Annotated in this window: 16 protein-coding genes, 5 tRNA genes and 1 other RNA gene; 4 read left to right on the forward strand and 18 right to left on the reverse strand. The window is 70.1% G+C overall.

Annotation, left to right across the window (positions count from 1 at the left end; genetic code table 11):
- Positions 1 to 8: 8 nt before the first annotated feature.
- The 4 genes from KY661_RS32995 to KY661_RS33010 all read right to left on the reverse strand — a co-directional run bounded on the left by KY661_RS32995 (position 9) and on the right by KY661_RS33010 (position 3,107).
- Positions 9 to 779, reverse strand: a complete 771-nt coding sequence (locus KY661_RS32995; protein ID WP_225413979.1) for a dihydrolipoamide acetyltransferase — start codon at positions 777 to 779, stop codon at positions 9 to 11.
- Between the two features lie 104 nt (positions 780 to 883).
- A complete protein-coding gene (gene mglA, locus KY661_RS33000) occupies positions 884 to 1,471 on the reverse strand; it encodes a gliding-motility regulator Ras-like GTPase MglA (RefSeq protein WP_002613100.1) in 588 nt (195 codons plus the stop codon).
- An 11-nt stretch (positions 1,472 to 1,482) separates the two neighbouring features.
- Positions 1,483 to 1,962 carry a gliding-motility regulator GTPase-activating protein MglB gene (mglB, locus tag KY661_RS33005; RefSeq protein WP_013375379.1) on the reverse strand — a complete coding sequence of 160 codons (480 nt, stop codon included), beginning with the start codon at positions 1,960 to 1,962 and terminating at the stop codon, positions 1,483 to 1,485.
- A 182-nt stretch (positions 1,963 to 2,144) separates the two neighbouring features.
- Positions 2,145 to 3,107, reverse strand: a complete 963-nt coding sequence (locus KY661_RS33010) for a tetratricopeptide repeat protein (protein ID WP_225413980.1) — start codon at positions 3,105 to 3,107, stop codon at positions 2,145 to 2,147.
- A 102-nt stretch (positions 3,108 to 3,209) separates the two neighbouring features.
- On the opposite strand from KY661_RS33010, the gene KY661_RS33015 reads away from it, so the two are divergent.
- The 3 genes from KY661_RS33015 to KY661_RS33025 are packed head-to-tail and all read left to right on the forward strand — an operon-like array spanning position 3,210 to position 8,520.
- A complete protein-coding gene (locus KY661_RS33015; RefSeq protein WP_225413981.1) occupies positions 3,210 to 4,799 on the forward strand; it encodes an MSCRAMM family protein in 1,590 nt (529 codons plus the stop codon).
- Entirely contained in the window at positions 4,796 to 6,772 is a 1,977-nt protein-coding gene (locus KY661_RS33020) for a hypothetical protein (RefSeq protein WP_398577282.1), read from the forward strand. Before KY661_RS33015 ends, KY661_RS33020 begins: the two co-directional genes overlap by 4 nt.
- A gap of 11 nt (positions 6,773 to 6,783) precedes the next feature.
- The gene (locus KY661_RS33025; RefSeq protein WP_225413982.1) at positions 6,784 to 8,520 is read left to right on the forward strand and encodes a protein kinase domain-containing protein; all 1,737 of its coding nucleotides are present in this window, start codon (positions 6,784 to 6,786) and stop codon (positions 8,518 to 8,520) included.
- Between the two features lie 6 nt (positions 8,521 to 8,526).
- On the opposite strand, the gene recR is transcribed toward KY661_RS33025, so the two are convergent.
- The 5 genes from recR to KY661_RS33050 form a co-directional block, all read right to left on the reverse strand.
- The gene (recR, locus tag KY661_RS33030) at positions 8,527 to 9,120 is read right to left on the reverse strand and encodes a recombination mediator RecR (RefSeq protein ID WP_225413983.1); all 594 of its coding nucleotides are present in this window, start codon (positions 9,118 to 9,120) and stop codon (positions 8,527 to 8,529) included.
- Positions 9,121 to 9,126: 6 nt separating this feature from the next.
- Positions 9,127 to 9,444: a YbaB/EbfC family nucleoid-associated protein gene (locus KY661_RS33035; RefSeq protein ID WP_075004712.1), complete on the reverse strand. Its 318-nt coding sequence runs from the start codon at positions 9,442 to 9,444 to the stop codon at positions 9,127 to 9,129.
- Positions 9,445 to 9,551: 107 nt separating this feature from the next.
- Positions 9,552 to 10,334 carry a DNA polymerase III subunit gamma/tau gene (locus KY661_RS33040; protein WP_225413984.1) on the reverse strand — a complete coding sequence of 261 codons (783 nt, stop codon included), beginning with the start codon at positions 10,332 to 10,334 and terminating at the stop codon, positions 9,552 to 9,554.
- A gap of 133 nt (positions 10,335 to 10,467) precedes the next feature.
- Positions 10,468 to 11,682 carry a DNA polymerase III subunit gamma/tau gene (dnaX, locus tag KY661_RS33045; protein WP_225413985.1) on the reverse strand — a complete coding sequence of 405 codons (1,215 nt, stop codon included), beginning with the start codon at positions 11,680 to 11,682 and terminating at the stop codon, positions 10,468 to 10,470.
- A 131-nt stretch (positions 11,683 to 11,813) separates the two neighbouring features.
- Positions 11,814 to 13,352, reverse strand: a complete 1,539-nt coding sequence (locus KY661_RS33050) for a phytoene desaturase family protein (RefSeq protein ID WP_225413986.1) — start codon at positions 13,350 to 13,352, stop codon at positions 11,814 to 11,816.
- Between the two features lie 110 nt (positions 13,353 to 13,462).
- Between KY661_RS33050 and KY661_RS33055 the strand changes: the two genes are divergently transcribed.
- Positions 13,463 to 14,905 (forward strand): glycosyltransferase family protein, encoded by a 1,443-nt coding sequence (locus tag KY661_RS33055; RefSeq protein WP_225414013.1) that lies wholly within the window; start codon positions 13,463 to 13,465, stop codon positions 14,903 to 14,905.
- Between the two features lie 68 nt (positions 14,906 to 14,973).
- Here the strand turns inward: KY661_RS33055 and ffs are convergent.
- The 9 genes from ffs to KY661_RS33100 all read right to left on the reverse strand — a co-directional run bounded on the left by ffs (position 14,974) and on the right by KY661_RS33100 (position 21,574).
- Positions 14,974 to 15,066: signal recognition particle sRNA small type (gene ffs, locus KY661_RS33060), an RNA gene on the reverse strand.
- A gap of 11 nt (positions 15,067 to 15,077) precedes the next feature.
- Positions 15,078 to 15,164: transfer RNA gene (locus tag KY661_RS33065), tRNA-Ser, on the reverse strand.
- Between the two features lie 13 nt (positions 15,165 to 15,177).
- Positions 15,178 to 15,264 (reverse strand) — tRNA-Ser (locus KY661_RS33070).
- Between the two features lie 5 nt (positions 15,265 to 15,269).
- Positions 15,270 to 15,734, reverse strand: a complete 465-nt coding sequence (gene tadA, locus KY661_RS33075) for a tRNA adenosine(34) deaminase TadA (RefSeq protein ID WP_225413987.1) — start codon at positions 15,732 to 15,734, stop codon at positions 15,270 to 15,272.
- 27 nt (positions 15,735 to 15,761) lie between these two features.
- Positions 15,762 to 15,835 (reverse strand) — tRNA-Arg (locus tag KY661_RS33080).
- Positions 15,836 to 15,864: 29 nt separating this feature from the next.
- Positions 15,865 to 15,954 (reverse strand) — tRNA-Ser (locus KY661_RS33085).
- A 51-nt stretch (positions 15,955 to 16,005) separates the two neighbouring features.
- Positions 16,006 to 16,092, reverse strand: a tRNA-Ser gene (locus tag KY661_RS33090).
- A gap of 82 nt (positions 16,093 to 16,174) precedes the next feature.
- A complete protein-coding gene (serS, locus tag KY661_RS33095) occupies positions 16,175 to 17,455 on the reverse strand; it encodes a serine--tRNA ligase (protein WP_225413988.1) in 1,281 nt (426 codons plus the stop codon).
- A gap of 90 nt (positions 17,456 to 17,545) precedes the next feature.
- Positions 17,546 to 21,574: a tetratricopeptide repeat protein gene (locus KY661_RS33100; protein ID WP_225413989.1), complete on the reverse strand. Its 4,029-nt coding sequence runs from the start codon at positions 21,572 to 21,574 to the stop codon at positions 17,546 to 17,548.
- Between the last annotated feature and the right edge of the window lie 47 nt (positions 21,575 to 21,621).

A 21,621-nucleotide genomic window follows, 5' to 3' on the forward strand; every position in this document is an offset into this window, starting at 1 on the left:
GAGAGCCCTTACGGAGTGCCGGTGGCGGAAGTGGGGCCCAGGGGCGCTTCGGGGGCGGGGGCGGCCGCCTTGCCGGGCTCGCGCGACACCTCGATGTCGTAGCGCACCGCGGGCCGGTCCTTCAGATCCGTGGTGAAGCCCCCCTTCTCGAAGCCGACCACCGTCAACGCCGTCCGCTTGCCGGCATCGGCGCTGAACGTGTAACTGGACTGCACCTTGAACTTGTAGCCGTCCAGGTAGCTGAACACGCCGTAGCCGTTGCCCCGGTACGTCAGCCGCACGGACACCTGGTGCTGGCCGGGGATGATGCGGCCGTTGAAGATCTCGAACCCCTCGGGCTTGTCGAGCTCGCCGTTCTCGTTCACGCGCGTGAAGATGGGCGCGCCGTCCAGCGAGTAGCTCACCGACTCCAGGACGAACGAGCTGCCCATGGTGTTCTTGTGGATGAGCACCGCGCGCGCGCCCGAGGCGATGTCCCCGGCGAGCACCGTCTCCTGCAAGAGCATCAGCCGTGCCTTGGAGCGGTAGATCTTCTCCTTCAGGTCCACGACCTGCTCTTCCAGCGTCTTGACGCGGGTGTTGAAGGACTCCTCGGCCGTCTGGGCGGAGACCGCGGGCTCAGGGCTCGTGGGAGCCGGGGCCGGAGGGGCCTCGGGAGCAGGCGCGGCGGCGGGGGCTTCGGGGGCAGGAGCCGCGGGGGCCTCCTGGGCGGACACCGGCAAGCTCAGGCCGATGCCCAGCAGCGCGAAGAGGCAGAGGGTGGAGGAAGCGCAACGCACGAGCAACCTCGACAAAGAAGCAGGCCTGACCGGCGCCCGGTCATAACACCCTTTCCCCTCAAGGCATCAGAGGGGAGCGGATGAGCGGCTGCTTGCTCCGCGAGCTAGCCGCCCTTGCGCAACTCCGTGAGCACCAGCTTCGCCACCGCCTTGAGCGTGTCGAACACGCCCACGCCGGTGGGCGCCACGGCCTGGTACTCGGGGATGTTGCGCGGGTTGAGCGCCTTGCGGATCTCTTCCACCGTCACCGCGTTGGGCAGGTCCCGCTTGTTGTACTGCATGACGTACGGGATCTTGTTCAGATCGTAGCCTTGCTCAGCCAGGTTGATGCGCAAGTTCTCGAGCGACTCCATGTTCGCTTCCATGCGCTCGATCTGGCTGTCGGCGACGAACACCACGCCGTCCACGCCCTTGAGGATGAGCTTGCGGCTGGCGTCGTAGAACACCTGGCCGGGCACCGTATAGAGGTGGAAGCGCGTCTTGAAGCCGCGGATCTCTCCGAGCGACAGCGGAAGGAAGTCGAAGAAGAGCGTCCGGTCCGTCTCGGTGGAGAGCGAGATGAGCTTGCCCTTCGTGTCCGCGGCGGTCTTGTTGTAGATGTACTGAAGGTTGGTCGTCTTCCCGCAGAGCCCCGGCCCGTAATAGACGATCTTGCAGTTGATCTCGCGGGAGGAGTAGTTGATGAAGGACATGGCTTCCCGGCTTATTCGCTGAAGAGGTTATCGATATCGTCGTCGGAGATCTCGGCGAACGGCGAACCGATCCCCGGAGTGTCGGTCTTCTTCACCAGGCTCTCGAAGATCTTCGCCAGCTCATCGCTGGCCTTCTTGATGCGCAGGCGGACGAGGCCGAGGCTGGTGCGGTTGTCAAAGATGACGACCAGCACCACCCGGCTGCCGACGATGGTCATGTAGAGGGAGTCCTTCGCCCCCTCGTGGAATTGGTTCGGGAACTCGTTCTCGCCAATCAGCTTGGCCAGACCGCCCATCGCCGCCACGTTGCCGGCCGTCAGTGAGGCCAGCGAGGTGGTGTCGATGTTCTGCGTCTGGCCCGCCGAGGAGATGAGCTGCCCGTTCTTGTCGACGAGGAACACCACCTTCGCGTTCGCGTCCTTGGTCAGCCGGTCGCAAACCGCGTTGATCTTGGTGAACTCCTCTTCGTACATCACCAATTGCGTGCCCATGGGCGTATCCGCTCCTCTACGCTCCTCAGCGTTCGCTTCTCCCCGCGTGTTAGCGGCCTCCGGGGTTTCCGGAGTGAATCCCGGAGGTTAGATGCGTCGCTCCCGACCGGCGGATGCTTAGCAGACACCTCCCTGTCCAGCAAGCTACGTGACCGCTCTTTCTCGGAGATCAGCGGTTGGGTTCAAGGAACCCGCACTGCTACATCGCTGATCGTACAATGCGGCCCTCCGGAACGCGCGCCCGTCCGGTCCTCCAGGAACAGCTGGGGGTTGTCCTCGGGGGCCCGGAAAGTCAGCGCGTTGCGTTCCGGCTCCAGTCCTACTTTGAGGTGCAGGGGCTCCTGGGCGCCGATGCGCACCCGGAAGTCCTGGCCGAACAGGTCCACCGGGGGGGCCAGCTTGCTCTTGCGGCCCTGCCGGGCCGGGGGCGTGCAGGTGCCGGTGGCGTGGAGGATGTAGGTGAAGCCCGCCTGGATGTTCCGGGTGCGGAACGTCCGTTGGCCACCACTCTTGAGGGTGCCGCGTGTGCTCCAGGCCTCGCTGCCCGGGCGAGGGGCGTGGGAGGGCGTCTGGGCGGCCTCTTCGGCCCGCTCGGCCAGGGCGCGCTCCTCGTGGGCCAGGGCCTCGCGCGCCTCGGCGTCCGACTGGAGGGCGCTCTGGTGGCGGGCCAGGAGAGCCCGGGCCTGCTCGCCGTACTCGGGGTGGTGGGCCAGGGAGGAGGCGAGCTGCACGGCCAGGGCGTTCTCGGACTCCTGGCCCGCGAGCTGGGCGCGCAGGATCCGCGCCCGGGCGGCGTCCTTCGGGTGCTCCCGCAGAATCGCGTCCAGCAACCGGGCCGCGTCTGTGCGCTCCTCCACACTCAGCAGGCTCTCCGCGTGGGCCGTGCGCACGCCCGCGTCTTCCGGGGCCAGCGCCAGCGCGCGCTCGGTGAGCGCGAAGGCCAGCACGGTGTCCTGCTTTCGACAGGCGGAGGCGCCTCGCACGAGCAGCCGCGCCGAGGGGACACGGCTGCCGGTGGCGGGGCTGTCCGGCGAGGCGAAGAGCGCCTGGAGCCCCTCGCAATCCCGGGCCGCCAGGAGCTTCTCGCCGGAGTCCAATCGTGGGTCGCTGACGGACAGCAGGGTCATCAGCAGCAGGGAGCGCATGGCCTGCCATTTACGGGATGAGACAGGGGGCTGACAATCCAGGGGATTCTTCATCCTGGGTTTGGGGGAAGCTCCGCTCTTTCCTATATACTCCTGGGGGCCTTGGCCTCCTCGTGCCGCTGCCCTTCGTTGCTTGCCCTCGCCGTGCTCGCCCTCGTGGGGTTGCCGCGTGGCGGCATGGCCCAGGGCATGGGCGCGGACGGGGCCGTGCACGGCTGGGAGCGCGCCTCGCTGCGCCTGCGCTACGGGTTGGCCCTCCGGGATGGGCAGCAGGTGGCCCCCAGTCCCGGCTTCCGCTACTCGGGGATGACCCCCAACGACATGGCGGCCTGGGCCACCGTGTATGGGTGGCCGGGGCTCGGCGCCTGGGCGGGCTTCCAGCGCGAGGGCTTCTCCCTCCGGCGCGAGTCGGCGCTCCTGTCCGAGGGCAGCCTGCTGCGGGCGGCCGGAGGGCTCGTGGGGCGGGTGCGGCTCGGGCCCGTCCGGGCGGAGCTGAACGCCGGGTACGGCTTTGCCCAGTTGCCGCTCTTTGGAGGTGCGATTCCGGGGGCGCCCGCGTTCCAGTCCGGAGACCGGCATGCGGTGCTCGTGGGCGGGCGGCTGCGCTTTCCGCTGCTCTTCCAGCTCCAGGGCGAGGTGCGCGGAGAGTACCCCGTGGTCCTCTCCGCGAAGGATGCGGCGGGGGCCGAGGCCAGCTCCCGGGGCTTCGAGCTGGGGGCCGCGCTGCGCGTTCCCCTGGTTCAGGCGCGCCGCTGGTCGGGCGCGCTCGCGCTCGACTACCAGTACCTTCATGACCGGCTGTCGGCCTCCCGGGCCTCCTCGGAGCAGACGCTTCAGCGGATTGGGGCGGCGCTGGAGCTCTCCTGGTTCGATGCGGAGGCCTCGCGCGGGGCCGCCGCTTCCGAAGTGCCGCCGCCGCCCGCGTGGGGCGCGCTGGCGCTGAAGGTGGCCGATGCGCAGACCGGAGCGCCCCTGGGGGGAGCCCCGGTGACGCTCGTGGTGGCGGGCGAGGCCCAGCCGTCCCAGGTGGCGGATCCCGAGGGGCTGCTCCTGGTGCCGGAGCTCGAGCCAGGCGAGGTGGTGGCCCAAGTCCGCGCCGAGGGCTACCAGCTCGCCGAGGCGAGCGTCACGGTGGAGGCCGGCGCGCGCGCCACGCTGGAGGTCCGCGCCCAGAAGCTTCCGCCCCAGGTGGGCCGCCTGCAGATCTCCGTGGCCGACAAGCGCGATGGCTCGCCCGTGCTGGACGCCGTGCTCTCGGTGGGGACGCGGGAGCTTCGGGTGGATGCCGCGGGGCAGGTGCGGCTGGACGATGTGGAGCCAGGGCCCGTCTCGGTCCGGGTCTCCGCGCCCGGCTTCCAGCCGCTGGAAGAGGCCGCGTTCGTCGTCGCGGGACAGGAGGCCGTGCTCCCCGTTCAGCTCCTGCCGGTCCGGCGCGTGGGCCACGCCACCATCGCGGGGCGGGTGCGCAGCACCCAGGGGCGCGCCCTCGTGGCCCGGCTCGTCATTCCCACGACGAAGGTGCGCACCCGCACCAATGCCCAGGGAACCTTCTCCCTGAAATTGAAGCCTGGTACCTACCGCATCATTATTTCCGCCAAGGGCCACCTCACGCAGACCAAGTCCGTCACCGTGCGCGATGGGGAGCAGGCCATCTTCAACGTTGACCTCTTCCCGAGGGCGAGGTCCCGGTGAGTCCGCTTCGCATGCGTCTGGCCGTGCTCCTGGGGGTCCTGCTGGCCGGGTGTGACCAGGAGGCCTCGCCGCCTCCGCAGGCCCCGTCCTCCACCGCCCCTGCGCAGGGCGCGCCCGCCGGGAACCCCGGCTCGCTCGCGCGCCTCGAAGCGATCCAGGGCGAGGTGCGGTGGGAGCAGGACGGGAAGACCGGGCCCGCCCAAGAGGGGCCGCTCGCGCGCGGGGCGGCGCTGGAGACCGGGGCGAATGGCTCCGTCACGGTCCGCTTCGAGGATGGCCGGACGATCGATGTGGGGCCCAACGCGCGCTTCGTGCTGGAGGAGGACGATGGCGGGGTGGTCCTGCGGGTGGACCGCGGCATCGTGCTCAGCCGGGTGCCCGCGGCGTCCCCGGGGCGCCCTGCACCGAAGGTCGAGCTGCGCATCCTGACCCCCTACGGCCTCACGCGGGTGAGCGCGCAGGAGGCGAGTGAAGTCCGCGTGAGCGTGGGCGCCGGTGAGGGGGCTGGCGAGGGCCGTGTCGAGGTGCGGCTGGGGACCATCGCCTTCGTGGGCAAGGATGGCGAGGCGCTCCAGGCCGGGGCGGGCGAGACGGTGTCGGTGACGGCGGGCCGCGCGGAGCTGGTGGCCCGTCCGGCCAAGGTCTTCGAGCTGGCCCCCATTCAAGTCACCGTCCGCGCCGACAGCGGCAAGGTGGAGGTCCGCGCCCAGGGCAGCGAGCGGTGGACGGTGAGCAAGGGCCCGCAGCCGCTCTCGCCGGGAGATGGGGTGCGGGTAAAGGGCGGCGTGGCCGTGCTGGGGCTGGAAGGCTCGGCCTCGACGCTCGCGCTCTCCTCGGGGGGCGAGCTGGTGATGCAGGGGGCCGGGCAGCAGGGCGCCACGGATGAGGCCCGGGTGGACCTGCGCCGGGGCCAGCTGTCGCTGCGGCTCGCGGAGGGGCGGGACAGCCGCGTGGTGATGCCCGGCCTCACGGTGGAGTCGAAGGACGCGGCCCACGTGGATGTGCGCCGCACCTCCCAGGGGCTCGACGTGGCCTCGATCGCCGGAGACGTGGTGTTGTTGCAGGGGGAGAGCCGCCAGCCCCTGCGCGCGGGCGAGCACGCGTCCGTGGAGGGCGGCGGCCCGGCCAAGATTGTCCCCCTGGCGCGCGGCCCCCTCGTGTTGCCCGTCGCGCCGCGCTTGCAGGTGTTTCACCGGGGGCTCTCGGACGTCACCTTCGAATGGAAGGAGGCCGGTGACGCGGTGGTGGAGGTGGCCACCGATGCGGACCTCCAGCGCCTTGTCCTCCGAGGCGCCGTCCATCAGCCCTTCCTCCGGGTGCCCGTGCCCGCACGGGGCGCGCTGCACGTCCGGGTGCGGCGGCCGGACGGCACGGAGGTGGCCCGGGGCAGCGCGAGCTTCGCGCCGGAGCGGGCGACCAAGGCGCTGGCCCGCATCACCAACGAGGTGCCCGAGGGGCTGGAGAAGACGACCATCTACTACCAGGACAAGCCCCCGGCGGTGTCCTTCACCTATGCGGCCGAGGCCCAGGCGGCGAAGTACCGCGTCCAGGTGTACCGCAGCGGCGCGCTGGGCAAGCCCGTGGCGGAGCGGACCGTGTCCGACACGCGCGCCTCCGTCGAGTCCGGCGTGCTGGGCGAAGGCAGCTTCCTCTGGTCGGTGACGCCCCTGTCCCAGGCGGGCAAGGCGCTCCGGGGTGGGCGCATGAACAAGCTGGAGTTGGTGTACGACAACTCGGTCCCCGTCCTGGTGATTAACACGCCGCGTCATGGCCAGCAGGGGGGGGCGCGGGTCCGGGCGGCAGGGGTGGCCCCCGTGGGCACGCGGCTGTCCATCAACGGACGTCCCGTAACGCTCGATAGCAAGCACCGCTTCAACACGTGGGCCGAGCCGGTGGGCGCTCCCCCCCTTCTGCTGTTTAAGATGCAGCGGGCGGGCGGTCCGGACGTCTACGTGGTGCGTACCTTGAAGTGAGGTCCTTCGGAATGAACGAGTCCCAGACGGTCCATGAGCCCGCCATGCTGGCCCAGCCCCTGCGTCCGTACGGGAACTACGTGCTGGTGCGTAAGCTCGCCGAGGGCGGCATGGCGGAGATCTTCCTCGCCAAGCGGCTGGGCGCCGACGGCTTCGAGCGCAACGTCGTCATCAAACGCATGCTCTCGCACCTGTCGAACATGCCCGACTTCGTGGACATGTTCCGGGACGAGGCGCGGCTGGCGGCGCGGCTGTCCCATCCGAACATCATCCAGATCCACGAGCTGGGGTTCATCGAGGGCTGCTACTACATCTGCATGGAGTACCTGGCGGGGGAGGACTTCTCCACCACGCTCCGGCAGGCGGGGCGCAAGCGCCAGTACACGCCCATCCCCATCGTCCTGCGGGTGCTCGTGGATGCGGCCCGGGGGCTGCACTACGCCCACGAGTTCACCAACGAGCTGGGCCAGCCCCTGCACATCGTCCACCGGGACATCTCCCCGTCGAACCTCTACCTGACCTACCAGGGGCAGGTGAAGGTGCTGGACTTCGGCATCGCCAAGGCCGAGTCGCGCCTGTCCCAGACGCGCACCGGCGTGGTGAAGGGCAAGTACATCTACATGGCCCCCGAGCAGGCCCGTGGGGATGAGGTGGACCGGCGCTCGGACGTCTTCTCCCTGGGGGTGAGCCTCTACGAGTCGCTCACCAACGTGCGCCCGTTCGCGCGGGAGAATGATCTCGCCATCCTCAACGCGCTCCTGAAGGGCGACTTCGCGCCGCCCACCACGCTGCGCCGGGAGATTCCCAAGGCGCTGGAAGCGGTGGTGCTCAAGGCGATGGCGCCGCGCCCCCAGGACCGCTACGCCACGGCGGGCGAGTTCGCGGACGCGCTGGAGCGGGAGCTGGCCGGGCAGGTGGCGCTGGCCACGCACGCCCAGCTCGTGGAGTACCTGCGCGGCCAGTTCGGCGACGAGCGCTTCGCGGAGAAGACGCGCATCCCCCCGCTGGCCACCCTGAAGGCCCAGGCGGCGGCCACCCCGCCGCCCCCGCCCCGGAGCAGCGTCACCATCTCGGTGGTCTCCGCGCAGACCTTCGTCGAGGGGGCGGGCAATGCGCAGGTGACGCGCGAGGCCGGGGTTCGCAAAGCGGGCCGCGGCAAGCGCGTGCTCGCGCTCGGCACGGCGGTGGGCCTGCTGCTGCTCGGGGCGGCGTTCACCACGTGGCGCCTGTCGGCGGCCCCGGTGGTGACGGCCCGCGTCGAGGCGCCGCCTCCCGCCGCGAACGAACCGCCCCCCGCCGTGGCGGCCGAGCCGCCGGTGCAGGCCCCGGTGGCCGAAGCGCTCCCGGCCCCCGAAGCGTTCCCGGAGCCGCAGACGGCGGCGGCCGTGGTGGCGCCTGAGCCGGAGCCGGTGAAGACGCCCCCGGCGAAGGCCTCGTCCAAGGGGGCCAAGGCGCGCGCGGTGTCGCTGGGCCTGGAGGACGTGCAGCGGGTGGTGTCCCGGGCCAGCGCCCGCATCGCCACGTGCTTCGAGCGGTACAAGGCGGACCTCCCCGCGGACGCGGGCAAGGTAAGCGTGCGGCTCACCATTGCCTCCTCGGGCAAGGTGAAGGCGCAGACGCAGGGGCCGCTGGCCTCCCGGTCGGTGGGGCGGTGCCTGGAGACGCAGGCCGAGCGCCTGCGCTTTCCCGCCCACCGGGACCAGGAAGTCAACGTGGTGCTGCCGTTCGATTACCGGGTGGCGCGGTAGCGGGTGCTACAGCTCGCGCCGGGCGCTGAGCGCCTTGGCCAGCGTGGCCTGGTCCGCGTACTCGAGGTCGCCGCCCATGGGCAGGCCCTGGGCGATGCGGCTGACGCGCAGGCCCAGCGGCTTGAGCAGGCGCATGAGGTAGAGCGAGGTGGCCTCGCCCTCCACGTCCGGGTTGGTGGCGAGGATGATCTCCTCCACCTTGGAGTCGCCCAGCCGCTCCAGCAGCTCGCGGATGCGCAGCTGGTCCGGGCCTACGCCCTCCAGCGGCGAGAGCACGCCGTGCAGCACGTGGTAGCGGCCCTTGAACTCGCGCGTGCGCTCCAGCGCCATCAGGTCCGCGAACGTCTCCACGACGCACAGCACGCGATCGTCCCGGCGGCCGTCCCGGCAAAAGCCGCACAGCTCGGTGTCCGTGAGCGAGAAGCAGCGGGTGCACAGGTGCACCTTCTCCTTCACCTCGCGGATGGCCTGGGACAGCTCCGTGGCGTACTCGCCGGGCGCCCGCAGGATGTGGAAGGCGAGGCGCTGCGCGGTCTTCTCACCGATGCCCGGGAGCTTCGCGAGCTGGGCGACCAGGCGATTGAGGGGATCGGGCGTCATCCGGGGTTAAGTAATCCCGGGGATCTTCACGCCGCCGGAGATTTTGGCCAGCTCCTTCTGCATGTGCTGACGGCTGCTTGCCAGGGCAGCGTTGACGGCGGCGGTGATGAGGTCCTCCAGCATCCCGGTGTCGTTCGGATCGATGGCGGACTTGTCGATCTTGATGCTCTGGATTTCCTGGATGCAGTTGGCGACGACCTTGACGCGGCCCTCGCCCGAGGCGGCTTCCACCTTCTCGTTGGCGAGCTCCTGCTTGCGCTGTTCGATCTTCTCCGTGAGCTTGTTGGCCTGCCGGATGAAGTAGTTCAGGTCGATGCCGGGCATGGGACTTCCTCTTCGAGCGTGGGAGCGGCCGCTTGGCAGGGGCCGCGGGACCGGAAGAACGCGAGGCGCACCCTAGCGTTGCGCGAGGGCATTGTCAGGCTCTGTCCTCAGGCACTGTCCTCGGGAACCTCGGGGGCCGGGCTGGCGGCGGGGCGCTCGGGCTCCAGGACCTGGATGTGCTCGATTTCGCCCCCCAGGAGCTTCAGCACCGAGCGCACCGCGGGGTGGGAGCGGACCTTGCCCTCGGTGCTCTGGGTGTGGGCGGCGCGGGCCTGGGAGTCCTGCTCGGCGAGGCTGACCGTGGAGGCAGCGATCTCGGCGGTGGCCTCCTCCACGGTGAGCTTCATGGGCCGGCCGAAGTGCTCCGCGAGCGCCTTCTCCACGACGGCTTTGCCACCGGACGCCGAGAGGGTGGTGCGGTGGAACGCGGCCTTGGGGACATAGGCCACGCCGACCTCTCCCGGGCGCAGCCACAGGAGCCGCCCGTTGGCGAGCGCGGTGCCATGGCGGATGCTCGCGGTGCGGACGGTCTCCACCGCCGCGCGCCAGCGCTCGATCAGGGGCTGGGTGGGGTTGTCCCGCCCCCGGGCCACGGGCGGCGGGGCCACCTCGGGCTCCGCCTCGCGCTCGGGCTCTGGCTCCGGCAAACACTCGCCGGAGGCACAGCCCTCGGCGGAGCCCTCCTCGGGAAAGAGGCGCTCGTCGACGCTGTCGTCTGCCACCTCCGGCTTGCGCACGTTGGTGACCCGCACCACGGGGGCCGGGGTGGTGACGCGCGACAGCGGCGTGGCCCCGGCGGGAGCAGGGGAGGGCGGCGCCCCGGGCCCCGGGGGGGCGCGGGGGGGAAGGGATTCGTTGGGGGGTGGACCCCAGGGCCGGGCAGGCGGCACGGGGGGGCCATGACCGTTCCGGGAGGCCGGAGCGGCCTGGACAGGGGGGGCCTGGACGGGGGCGGCCTGAACCGGTGGGGCCGGGACAGGCGCCGCCAGAGCGGGGACGGGGCGGGGCGGCTCGGGGGCGCGCTCAGACGCGAAAGTTCGTGGGACCGGAGCGACCTCCTGGCGCTCCGGACTGGGACTTCGCGGTGCCGTCGCCGGCGGTGAGGCCCTGGGCCAGCCGGTCCACCTTGGCCAGGAGGTCCGGGATGCTGCTGGCGGGGGAGAGCTGGATGGCCTTGAGCAGCGCCATCTCCAGCGCGAGCCGGGGCTGGGCGGCGCGGGCCACGTCCCACACGCAGCCGTGCACCACGTCGAACAGGCGCGCGAGCTGGGCCGAGTCCGCCTCCTGCGCCAGGGCGAGGAGCGCCTTCTGCTCGGACTCCGCGAGCTCCGCGGGGGCCTCGCCCACGGCCTTGGTGACAAAGAGGTGGCGCAGCTGGAGCGCCAGCTCCTCCGCGAGCCGCTTCAGGTCCAGGCCGCGGTTGAAAATCTCTTCCACGCGCTCCAGCACCTTGCGGGCGTCCTTGCGCACGAGCGCCTCGGCGAACTCCTGCACCACCGTGCGGTCGATGGCGCCCAGGGCCTCGGCCACGGACTCATCGGTGGGGTTGGCGCCGCACGAGGCGAGCACCTGATCCAGGAGGCTCAAGGCATCGCGCATGCCGCCCTCGGACTGACGGACGACGAGCGACAGGGAGCGGTCGGAGATGCCCGCGCCCTCGGCGTCGGAGATCTGCTTGAGCCGCTGGAGCATGCGTGCGGCGGGGATGCGGCGGAAGTTGTGGCGCTGGCAGCGCGAGAGGATGGTGTCTGGGAGCTTGTGCGCCTCGGTGGTGGCGAAGATGAACTTCACGTGCCCGGGCGGCTCCTCCAGCGTCTTCAGGAGCGCGTTGAACGCCGCCCCCGAGAGCATGTGGACCTCGTCGATGATGTAGATCTTGTGCCGGTCGCGCTGCGGCAGGTACTTGGCGTTCTCGCGAATCTCGCGGACGTTCTCGACGCCGTTGTTGGACGCACCGTCGATCTCCGCCACATCCACGGAGGTGCCGGAGGTGATTTCGGTGCAGGCCCGGCAGGTGCCACAGGGGCTCGCGGTGGGGCCCTGCTCACAGTTGAGGGCCTTGGCGAGCAGGCGGGCGGCGGTCGTCTTGCCCACCCCGCGAGGACCGCAGAACAGGTAGGCGTGGGCCACGCGGTCCATCTTGATGGCGTTCGCGATGGTCCGGACGATGTGCTCCTGTCCGGTCATGTCGTCGAAGGTTTGAGGCCGCCACTTCCGCGCGAGGACGAGGTAACTCATGAGTAGGATCATCTAAACACGGGGGCGCGAAGGATCCATGCGCCCGCCGTGAAAGTCCGCCCCTTCGCTCCCCCGGAGGCCCCAATGCGTCCACATTCTGGACTCCGGGGCAGGAAAATTCCGGGATTCGCTCAGTGTTCCAGGGCTTTGAGCACCACGCCCGCGGCATTGTGGCCCGCGGCGCCGATGACGCTGCCGGCCGGGTGGCAGCCCGCGCCGCAGAAGTAGAGCCCGGCAATGGGCGTCTCGTAGGGGAGCCGGTCGGTGAAGCCGCGCTTGTTGTCCACGTGGTGGATGTGGCCGTGGGTGATGCCGAAGTGGGACTCGATGCGTGGCGGGGTGAGGGCGAAGGTCTCCACCACCAAATCACTGGTGCCCGGGGCGAAGCGGTCGCAGATGGACAGGAGGTGCTGGACGTAGCGCGCCTCCTCCTTCTCCCAGGTGGAGCCCGCGGGCTGCGAGGGGACCCACTGCACGAAGAGGGCGGAGTTGTGGTGGCCCTGGTCATCGCGGAGCGACGGATCGATGGGGGTGTGGAAGTACCACTCGATGGAGGGGAACTCCGACAGCCGCCCGGCCTGGGTGTCGGCGTAGGCGCGCGCCAGGGCGCCGAGCACGTCCTTCTCCTGCGGCAGCAGGTGGATGGTGGGGCCGAACTGGCCCCGGTCCTCGGGCAGGCAGGTGAAGGTGGGCAGGCCCTTGAGGCACAGGTTGACCTTGAGGGTGGTGCCCGGGGCGGCCATGGCCTCGATGCGCTGGCGGAAGTCCTGGGGGACGGCGGAGGCCTCCAGCAGGCCGAGCGTGCGGAACGGATCCGCGTTGGAGACCACCACGGAGGCGGAGAGCTCCTCGCCACTCTTGAGCACCACGCCCTTCACCACGCCCCCGTCCGTGCGGATGGAGGCCACGGGCGCCCGGGTGCGGATCTCCGCGCCGTGCTTGCGGGCCACGCGCTCCAGGGCCTGGGTGACGGTGCCCATGCCGCCGCTGACGATCATCCACGTGCCGCCCGCGCCGGGCAGCCGGCACATGTTGTGGACGAGCAGGTTCATGCCCGCGCCCGGCGTGTCGTAGCCTGCATCCAGGCCGGAGAAGGCATCGGTCACCGCGTACATGGCCTTCACCAAGTCCGATTCGAAGCCGAAGCGGTCCAGGTACTCGTGGGCCGAGCCCCGGCACAGCCGGATGAAGGCCTCGCGCAGGGCGGGGCGAATGTAGCGCTCGGCGGTCTCCTCCAGGGACACCGGCGGCAGGAGCCAAGCGGGGGCCAGGTCATCGCGCATTGCGGCCAGCTCGGTGTTCATGGCCTGGTTGGCCTTCCAGTCCGCCTCGGAGAAGAACTCGAGGAACTGGCGCTGCATCTCGCGCTCGTTGGAGCCGAACAGGAGGTAGCGCGTGTCGGTGGTGGGCAGGAAGTAGTGCGGATCCCTCCGCTTCAGGGGCAGCTCCAGCTCCAGCTCGCGCAGAATCTCCGGCGGCATGAGCCCCAGCAGGTAGGCCCCCGTGGAGACGCCCAGCTTGGGGGCGGAGCGGAACGGGTACTCCGTCTTGCACGCCCCGCCCACGGTGTCCTTGTCCTCCAGGACGGTGACCTTCAGCCCCCGCCGCGCGAGCAGCGCCGCGGTGACGAGTCCATTGTGGCCAGCCCCGACGATGATGACATCCGGCATGTTGCCTCCCCAGGACCCTGCTCTTAGCCGAGCCCGGGGTGGGGGGACAAACCTCCCTTGGCTTGCGTGTTGAAGCCGGGACGGTGAGAGTCGGGCGGCCACCGCCCGTGATGACCTCCTTCCCGACCCCTTCGAGCGAACCTGCCGCGCCACCGCCCGCCGACGTGATGGAGGCCCCGGCGCCCGCCGAGGGCCGGGGGGGGCGCCTGCTCCTGGGGGCGGTGGCACTGGCCCCGGCGGTCATCGCCGTGGCGCAGCTGGGCCGCATCCACCCGGACGAGGTGTACCAACTGCTCGAACCGGCGTGGTTCCGCGCGCATGGGTACGGGGTTCTGGCCTGGGAGTGGCGGGATGGCCTGCGCAACTGGGCGGTGCCGATGCTGGCCTCCTGGCTGCTGCGCCTGGCGGACCTGCTGGGCATTAACCACCCCCGGGCGTACCGGGCCCTGCTGGCGCTTCCCCAGATGGCGCTGCATGCGTGGATGCTCTGGGCCACGTACCGCTTCGCCTGGCGCCGGGGGGGGCAGGGGGCCGCGCGGCTCACCACGTTGCTGGTGGGCCTGTACGGGCCGGTGCTCGTCTTCGCGGGCCGGACCCTGGGCGAGTCCCTGTCGGCCGCCTTTCTGGTGGTGGGCCTGGAGGCGCTCGACCGGAAGGAGCGCCTGCGCCAGGCGGGGCTGCTGGGCGGACTGGCGCTGGGGCTGGCGGTGGTGACGCGCTATGGCTCGGCCGTCTTCGTCGCCGCAGCGCTCGTGGGGCTGGTGCTGGCCGCCCGGTGGCGGACGCTGGCCTTCACCTGTGCTGGGGGCATCCTCGTGGCCGCGGCATTGGGCGCCCTCGATGCGGTGACCTGGGGCACTCCCTTTCACTCGTTCCTCGCCTACGTGCGCTTCAACGTCCTGTCCGGAGGGGCGGCCCAGCAGTTCGGCGCGCACCCTCCCGGCTTCTATGTGCCGGTGCTCCTCGGGGCGATTCCCCTGTGGGTGTGGGGCGCGGGGGGGCTGGCGCTCCTGACGCGCCGCCGAGGGCTCTCCCTGCCGCTGCTCTGCGCGGGGGTGTACGTGGGGGCCATCACCGTGACCGCGCACAAGGAGGAGCGCTTCCTGTACCCGGCGCTCGTGCTGCTCCTGCTGGCCGCGGGCCCGCCGCTGGCCGCATGGCTGCTGGAGGAGGCCCGGCCGGCCTGGCTACGGAAGGGGGGCGTGGCCCTGGCGCTCGCGGCGAGCCTGCTCCCCGCGGCCTTCTACCCGCCGAATGACCTCCGGGGAGACCAGTTCCGGGCCATCGTCGCCGCCACCCGGGATGAGGGGGTCCGGGGGCTGGTCATCGTCAACGAGGGGCTGTGGGGCGCGGGGGGCTTCTTCTACATCGGCAAGAACATCCCCTGGCTCACCTGCGACTGGCCCCGGGACCGGAACTTCCAGGCCGCCATGCGCCACAGGGACATCAACCGGGCGGTGACCTTCCAGGGCCGGGCCCTGAAGGAGCTGCAGGCGGCCGGCTTCCGGGTGGTGGGGCAGGTGGGGCGGGAGACGATCCTCGCCCGCGACTGAGCCCGGGGCAGGGGAGCCAGGGCCCGCAAAGAGAAAGAGCCGACACCCGGGAGGGTATCGGCTCTTTCATAAGAACGGCCGGGACACACGCGAAGGTGCGCTACCGTTGCTTCCTTCCGGACCTGGCGGGGTTCACGTCCCCACGTTGTCCCGACCACAACACCAACAACTACGGAGGGGGTGGGATTCGAACCCACGATACCCGTTAAGATATACACGCGTTCCAGGCGTGCGCCTTCAACCGCTCGGCCACCCCTCCAAGACACAGAGAGCGGAGAGCGTAGGATTCGAACCTACGGTACCGTTGCCGGTACGCCTGATTTCGAGTCAGGTGCCTTCGACCACTCGGCCAGCTCTCCAATATTCACTTGTCGCGCTTCTTCTCTCGCAACCGCCCAAAGAAGCCCTTGAGAAGCTGACGGCTTTCGTCCGCCAGAATGCCACTTGTCACCTGAAGCCGGTGGTTATGCCGGGGCTCCTCGGCCAGGTTGTAGAGCGAGCCAACCGCGCCCGCCTTCGGATCCAGCGTCCCGAACACCAACCGGGTCACCCGTCCCTGAACCATCGCGCCCGCGCACATCGCACAGGGCTCCAAGGTGACGTACAGGGTAACACCGGTGAGCCGCCAGACTCCCAGCGTCCGGGCCGCGGCATCCAGTGCCAGCAGCTCTGCGTGTGCGAAGGGGTGGCGGTCGATTTCCCGGCGGTTGAAGCCCGTGCCGATGACCTGGCCCTGGTGTACCGCGACCGCGCCCACGGGGACCTCTCCCAAGGCTTCGGCTTCCCGCGCCAGCGCAAGCGCCTGCTGCATGAAAGCCTCGTCACTCATGGTGGTGAGGTGCCGCGAGAAAGAGTGCGCTCCCTGGAGGATTCGAACCTCCGGCCTTCGGATTCGTAGTCCGACGCTCTATCCAGCTGAGCTAAGGGAGCATGTCTTTCGACGCCGCTACAACGATAAGTGGCGGAGAGAGAGGGATTCGAACCCTCGATACCCTTTCGAGTATGCAGGTTTAGCAAACCTGTGCCTTCAGCCTCTCGGCCATCTCTCCAACTTTTCTCTGTCAAAGAACCGCGTAAGGCAAGAACAAAATCAACAGCTTCGGAGGAGGTAGGATTCGAACCTACGGAGGGCTTTCACCCTCTGCGGTTTTCAAGACCGCTGCCTTCAGCCGCTCGGCCACTCCTCCACTTCAAGGACCGCACGGCCCGCCCAAATGCGCGGGGCCGCCCTTCTACCTCATTCTTCGCCCATTGCAATGGGGATGTGGCCTAGAGCGGACGGATCTCCTTGAGACCCCCCATGTAGGGCACCAACGCGTCCGGGATGGCCACGCTTCCGTCCTCGCGCTGGTAGTTCTCCAGGATGGCAATGCTCGTCCGGCCCACGGCCAGGCCGCTGCCATTGAGGGTGTGCAGCAGCTGGGGCTTGTCGCCCTTCTGGGCGCGGAAGCGAATCTTGGCCCGGCGCGCCTGGAAGTCGCCGCAGTCCGAGCACGAGGAGATCTCCCGGTAGGCCCCCTGGCCCGGCAGCCACACCTCAATGTCGAACGTCTTCCGGGCCGCGAAGCCCATGTCCCCGGTGCACAGCAGCATCACCCGGTGGTGCAGCCCCAGGCGCCGGAGGATGTCGCACGCATCGTCCGTCATGGCGTCCAGCTCGCTCAGGCTGGTGTCCGGCGTGGCGAACTTCACCAGCTCCACCTTGTGGAACTGGTGCTGGCGAATCAGGCCGCGCGTGTCCCGGCCCGCGGCGCCCGCCTCGGCCCGGAAGCAGGGGCTGAAGGCGCAGTACTTCAGGGGCAGCTGGGCGCCCTCCAGGATTTCGTCCGAGTGGTAGTTGGTGACGGGCACCTCGGCGGTGGGGATGAGGAAGCGCTCGGGCTCGCCGGACGTCTTGAAGGCGTCGTCCTCGAACTTGGGCAGCTGGCCGGTGCCCATCATCGTCTCGCGCAGCACCAGGTAGGGCGGCAGCAGCTCCGTGTAGCCCTTCTGGGTGTGCACATCGATCATGAAGGTGACGAGCGCCCGCTCCAGCCGGGCCAGCGCCGCCTTGTAGAAGGTGAACCGGCTGCCGGACACCTTCGCCGCCCGCTCGAAGTCCAGCATCCCCAGCTTCTCGCCAATCTCGAAGTGCTGCCGGGGCGTGAAGGGGAGGTTGGGTTTCTCGCCCCAGGTGCGGGCCACCACGTTGTCCTGCTCGCTGGTGCCGGTGGGCACTGACTCGTGGGGGATGTTGGGGATGAGCAGCAGGATGCGGCTGATCTCCTCCTCCACCTCCTTGAGGCGCCCCTCCTTCTCCTTGATTTCCTGGGACACGGCGCGCAGGTCCCCGCGCAGCGCCTCCAGCGCCGACGGGTCCTCCTTCGCCTTGCGCTTCATCTCGTCGTTGGCCGTGTTGCGGCGCGCCGACAGTCCCTCCATGGAGACGTAGAGCTCCCGCCGCTCGGTGAAGAGCTTCTGGAAGGGACCGAGGTCCAGGTTGCCGCTGCGGGCCTTCAGCCGGGCAACAACCGCATCGAAGTTCTGCGCGACGTATCGGAGATCCAGCATGGAGGGCGACTTCTAGTCACCCTGGCCCCAGCGGGCAAGCCAGTCCTGCCCCACGGCGTCCGCTACCGGGCGCCGCGGGGGGGCCTCCGGCTACTCGAGGGCGGCGATCTCGTCCTCGATGTCCCGCTTGTCCTCGGCGTTCGGCTTGAGGCTCAGGTACTGCTGGAAGGCGGCGGTGGCCTCCTTGCGGCGGCCCTTCGCCTTGTAGGCGAAGCCCAGGTAGTACTGGGCCATGGCGTTGTTGGGCTCGGCCGTGACGGCCTTCTTGTACCAGTCGATGGCGCGGCCGGGCTGCTCGCGCTCGGACCAGGCACGGCCAATCTTGTAATAGATGTAGGTGAGGTCCGGGGCCTCCTTGAGCGCCTTCTCGTAGCGCCGGATGGCCTCGTCCCAGCGGCCTTCCGAGAAGTACACGTCCCCGATGGCGCCCAGCACGCGCTTGCGCTTCGGGTCCGCGGCGAGCGCGGACTCGAAGGCGGGGATGGCCTCGCCCGTGTTGTTGGTCTCCAGGTAGGCCTTGCCCAGCTGCTCGTAGGTGTCCGCGTGGTTCGGATCCCGCTTGATGGTCTCCTTCCACTCCACGATGGCCTCGGGCAGCCGGTCCGCGTCCCGGTAGATGTTGCCCAGGGCGTAGTGGTAGTCGGGCCGGTGCGGCGCCTTCTCCACGGCGCTCTTCATCTGGTCGATGGCGCCCGTGTACTCGGCGCGCTTGGCCTTCACCATGGCGACGTAATAGAGCGCCTCGTGGTTGGAGGGCTCCCGGTTGAGCGCGAGCATGAGGTTCTTCTCCGCCCCCGCCAGGTCACCCTTCTCGAAGAGCACCGCCCCCAGGGTGATAGGGATGGTGATGGACCGCGGGTCCTCTTCCTTGGCCTTCTCCAACTCGACGCTCGCCTCGTCCAGCTGGCCCAGCCGCCACAGCACCGTGCCGCGCTGCAGCCGCCCGTCCTTGAGCAGGAACGGGTCCAGCTCCAGGGCGCGTGTGGACTTGGCCCGCGCCGTCTCCAGGTCCCCGGTGAGCAGCGCCACGCGCGACAGGCCCAGCTGCGCGTCGGCGAGGCTGGGGTTGAGCTCGGCGGCGCGCAGGAACTCCTCCTCGGCCAGCCGCACGTTGTTCTCCGCCAGGGCCAGCTCGCCCAGGCCCGCGCGCACGCCGGCGTCATTGGGGGACTTCTTCGCGGCCTCCTCGAGCTGAGTCCGGGCCTCGCCCGTGCGGCGCAGGCGCAGGTAGAAGCGGCCCAGGTAGAGGTTCGCCTCGAAGAGGGCCGGGTCCTCCTTGATGGCGCGCAGGTAGTGCCCCTCGGCGGAGGCGATCTGGTCGCGCGAGTCGTCGATGCGGCCAAAGAGCAGGGCGATGCGCGCGTCGTTGGTGAAGCGGGCATTGGCCGCCTCCACCGCCTTAAGCGCATCGCTCATCTTCCCGAGCATCACCAGCGAGGTGATGTAGCCCTCCGCGTACTCGATGACGCCGTTCTCCTCCTTGGTGGCTTCCTCGTACAGGGGCAGGGCGCTCGCGAAGTCCCGGTTGGCGCGCAGCACGCGGGCCAGCTGGGCCTTGATGAAGATGGAGTTCGGGTCCTTCTGCAGGGAGTCCTTCAGCTCCGCCTCGGCCTCCTTGAAGCGGAACAGCCCGGCGAGCGCCACGCCCTTGAGGCTGCGGGCGCGGGCGATCTCCGCGGGCCCCAGCCCCGCGAGCGCCTTCTCGTCGAGCGCCTGCTCCACGGCCTGGAGGCCCTTGGCGGCGTCCCCCTTGCGCAGCAGCAGCTCCACCGCGGCCAGCTCCACCGCGGAGATGGCGTGGGTGGGGTCCGCCTGGAGCGCCTGCTCATAGGCTTTGACTGCCTCGTCCGGGCGGTTCGCGTCCCGGTGGAGGTTGCCCAGCATGTGGTACGCCTTAGCGGAGTCCTTGTGGCTCTTGAGGACCTGCTCCAGGGTGGCGATGGCCTCCTTCTCCTGGCGCTTGAGGCCCTGGGCCTCGGCCAGCAGGAAGGACAGCTCCAGGTCCTTGGCGTTGGCGTCGCGGCTGCGCGCGTCCTTCAGCGCCGGAAGCACTTCATCCGGCAGGCGCCGGGCCAGGGCCGAGCCCGCGAAGGCCTTGATGACCTCCAGGTTCTTCTCCCCCAGCAGCTCCAGATCCTCCTTCGCCGCCTGGCAGCGGGTGGTGTCCTTCGCCTCCGCGGCGGCGTAGCGGCGCTGCAGGTAGAAGATGGACTGGCACCAGAGCGCGCGCACCTCCGGGTACTCCTTGGTGGCGAGCACCTTGGCGCTCAAGTCCCGCGCCTGCTGGTAGCTGGCGAAGGTGTCCTTGAGCAGCTCCTGGCGCGCCTTCTCCACGTCCGCCGCGGCGGTGGAGCCCGAGGAGACGGTGGGCGGGAACAGCTTGCGGTGGCCGAAGGCCCCGTAGCGCGAGAAGTGGAAGCTGAAGCCGATGGAGAGCAGGACGGTGGCCACGCCTCCGGCGACGAGGAAGGGCACGCGCTTGCGCCACTTCTCGTACGTGCCGCTGCGGTCCACGACGGACACCGCGGCCATGCGGCCCTCGTACAGCTGGTTCATCCGGTCCAGCGTGACGGAGGGGCTCGAGGCTGGGGCCGCGTCCGTCCGGGAGGCCTCCACCACGGCGCCCGCAGGGGCCACGGGGCCCTTCACCGCGGGGCCCTCCATCAGCTTCTGGATGGCCGCGGCGAACGCCGCCACCGTGCCGATGGGCGCCCAGTTCTCCGAGTCCTCCGAGACGTCCTCGTTGCCCAGGAGCTGGCCGTCCTCGAGCATCTTGACGATGACGCCTTCCTCGAACGGGCCGAAGACCTTGCCCGAGCGGCGCCGGACCTGGAAGCGCTTCACCTTGCCCGCGGGCTTGGCCCCGTTCTCCTTGGCCGCGGTGTCGATGAAGCTGAGCATCTCCAGCCCGTCCGCGCTGCCGGTGGAGGGCGGGGGCGGCAGGGGCGCGGAGAGGTCCACCTCGAGGTCATCCGAGGCGGGGCTCGGCGCCGTCGGGTCGAACTCGAGCGAGTCGGCCGAGCCCCCCGCGGACGGCGGGCCCGCCGGGGGGAGATCATCGAAGCTGACGTCTCCGAAGTCCGTGCCCACGTCGGGCGCCATGTTCATGGCCGGGGCCGGGGCGGCCGAGGGCGGCTGGCTGGAGAAGTCGAGGCTGAAGTCCGTCGAGGCCACGGGCGCCGGGGTCGAGAGATCCACCGCGAACGGGTCCGGCTCGCCGCCGGCCTCCGCGGGCGGGGGCTCGGTGAACTCGAACCCCGTGGCGCTCTGCGGCTCGGACACATCCATGGCGGGGAAGTCCATGCCCGCGTCTGGAGGTGGAGGCAGGGCGAACGGATCTTCCGGAGGGGGCAGGGCGAACGGGTCCTCTTCGGGCGCCGCGGGCGGGGGCGGCAGGGCGAACGGATCCTCTTCGGGCAGGACCGTCTGCTGCGCGTAGCCGTGCTCCTCGCCGGAGGGCGGCGGCAGGGAGAACGGATCATTCGGATCCACGGCCTCCGCCCCCGGCAGGGGGATGGCCGCATCGAAGGACATCGGCTCCGGGGGCAGCGCGAACGCCTGGGGCGCGGGGGTGCCCGGCAGGGGAATGGCAGCCTGCGGATTCAGGCCCGGATCGCTGTAGGAGCCGAAGGGATCATCCTGCACCGCGCCCGCGTCGAAGCTGTACGCGGGGGCGGCCGCGGGGGGCGGAGGCTCGTTCGAGAAGTCGAAGGCATTGTCCGGCTCCGGCACCTCGCCGTAGGCGGGCGCGGCCGGAGTGGTGTCCCGGAAGGCCGCGCTGGGCAGCGACGACAGGGACATGATGCGGGTGGACTCTTCCTGCTCGGGCGGGTTGAAGTCCTCGCTGTTATAGCCCGCGAAGGGATCCGGGGTGGCGCCGGGCAGCGGAATGGCCGTGGGCACCGGCATGGCGACGGCGCCGGGCAGCGGAATGGCCGTGGGCACCGGCATGGCGACAGCGCCGGGCAGCGGAATGGCCACTGGGGTCTGCAGCGCGTCCGCGGGCTTGATGGGGAAGGTGGCCTGGCACTTGGCGCACTTCAGCTTGGCTCCGCCGGCGGGGATCCGCTTGTCATCGATGTTGTAGTTCGTCTGGCAAGACGGGCACGAGACTTTCATGGATTTCCTTCGAGAACCTTTTGGCGCGAGCGCCCGCGGGCGGGTCC

It is taken from the genome of Allostigmatella hybrida (assembly GCF_020103775.1).
Lineage (GTDB): Bacteria > Myxococcota > Myxococcia > Myxococcales > Myxococcaceae > Hyalangium > Hyalangium aurantiaca.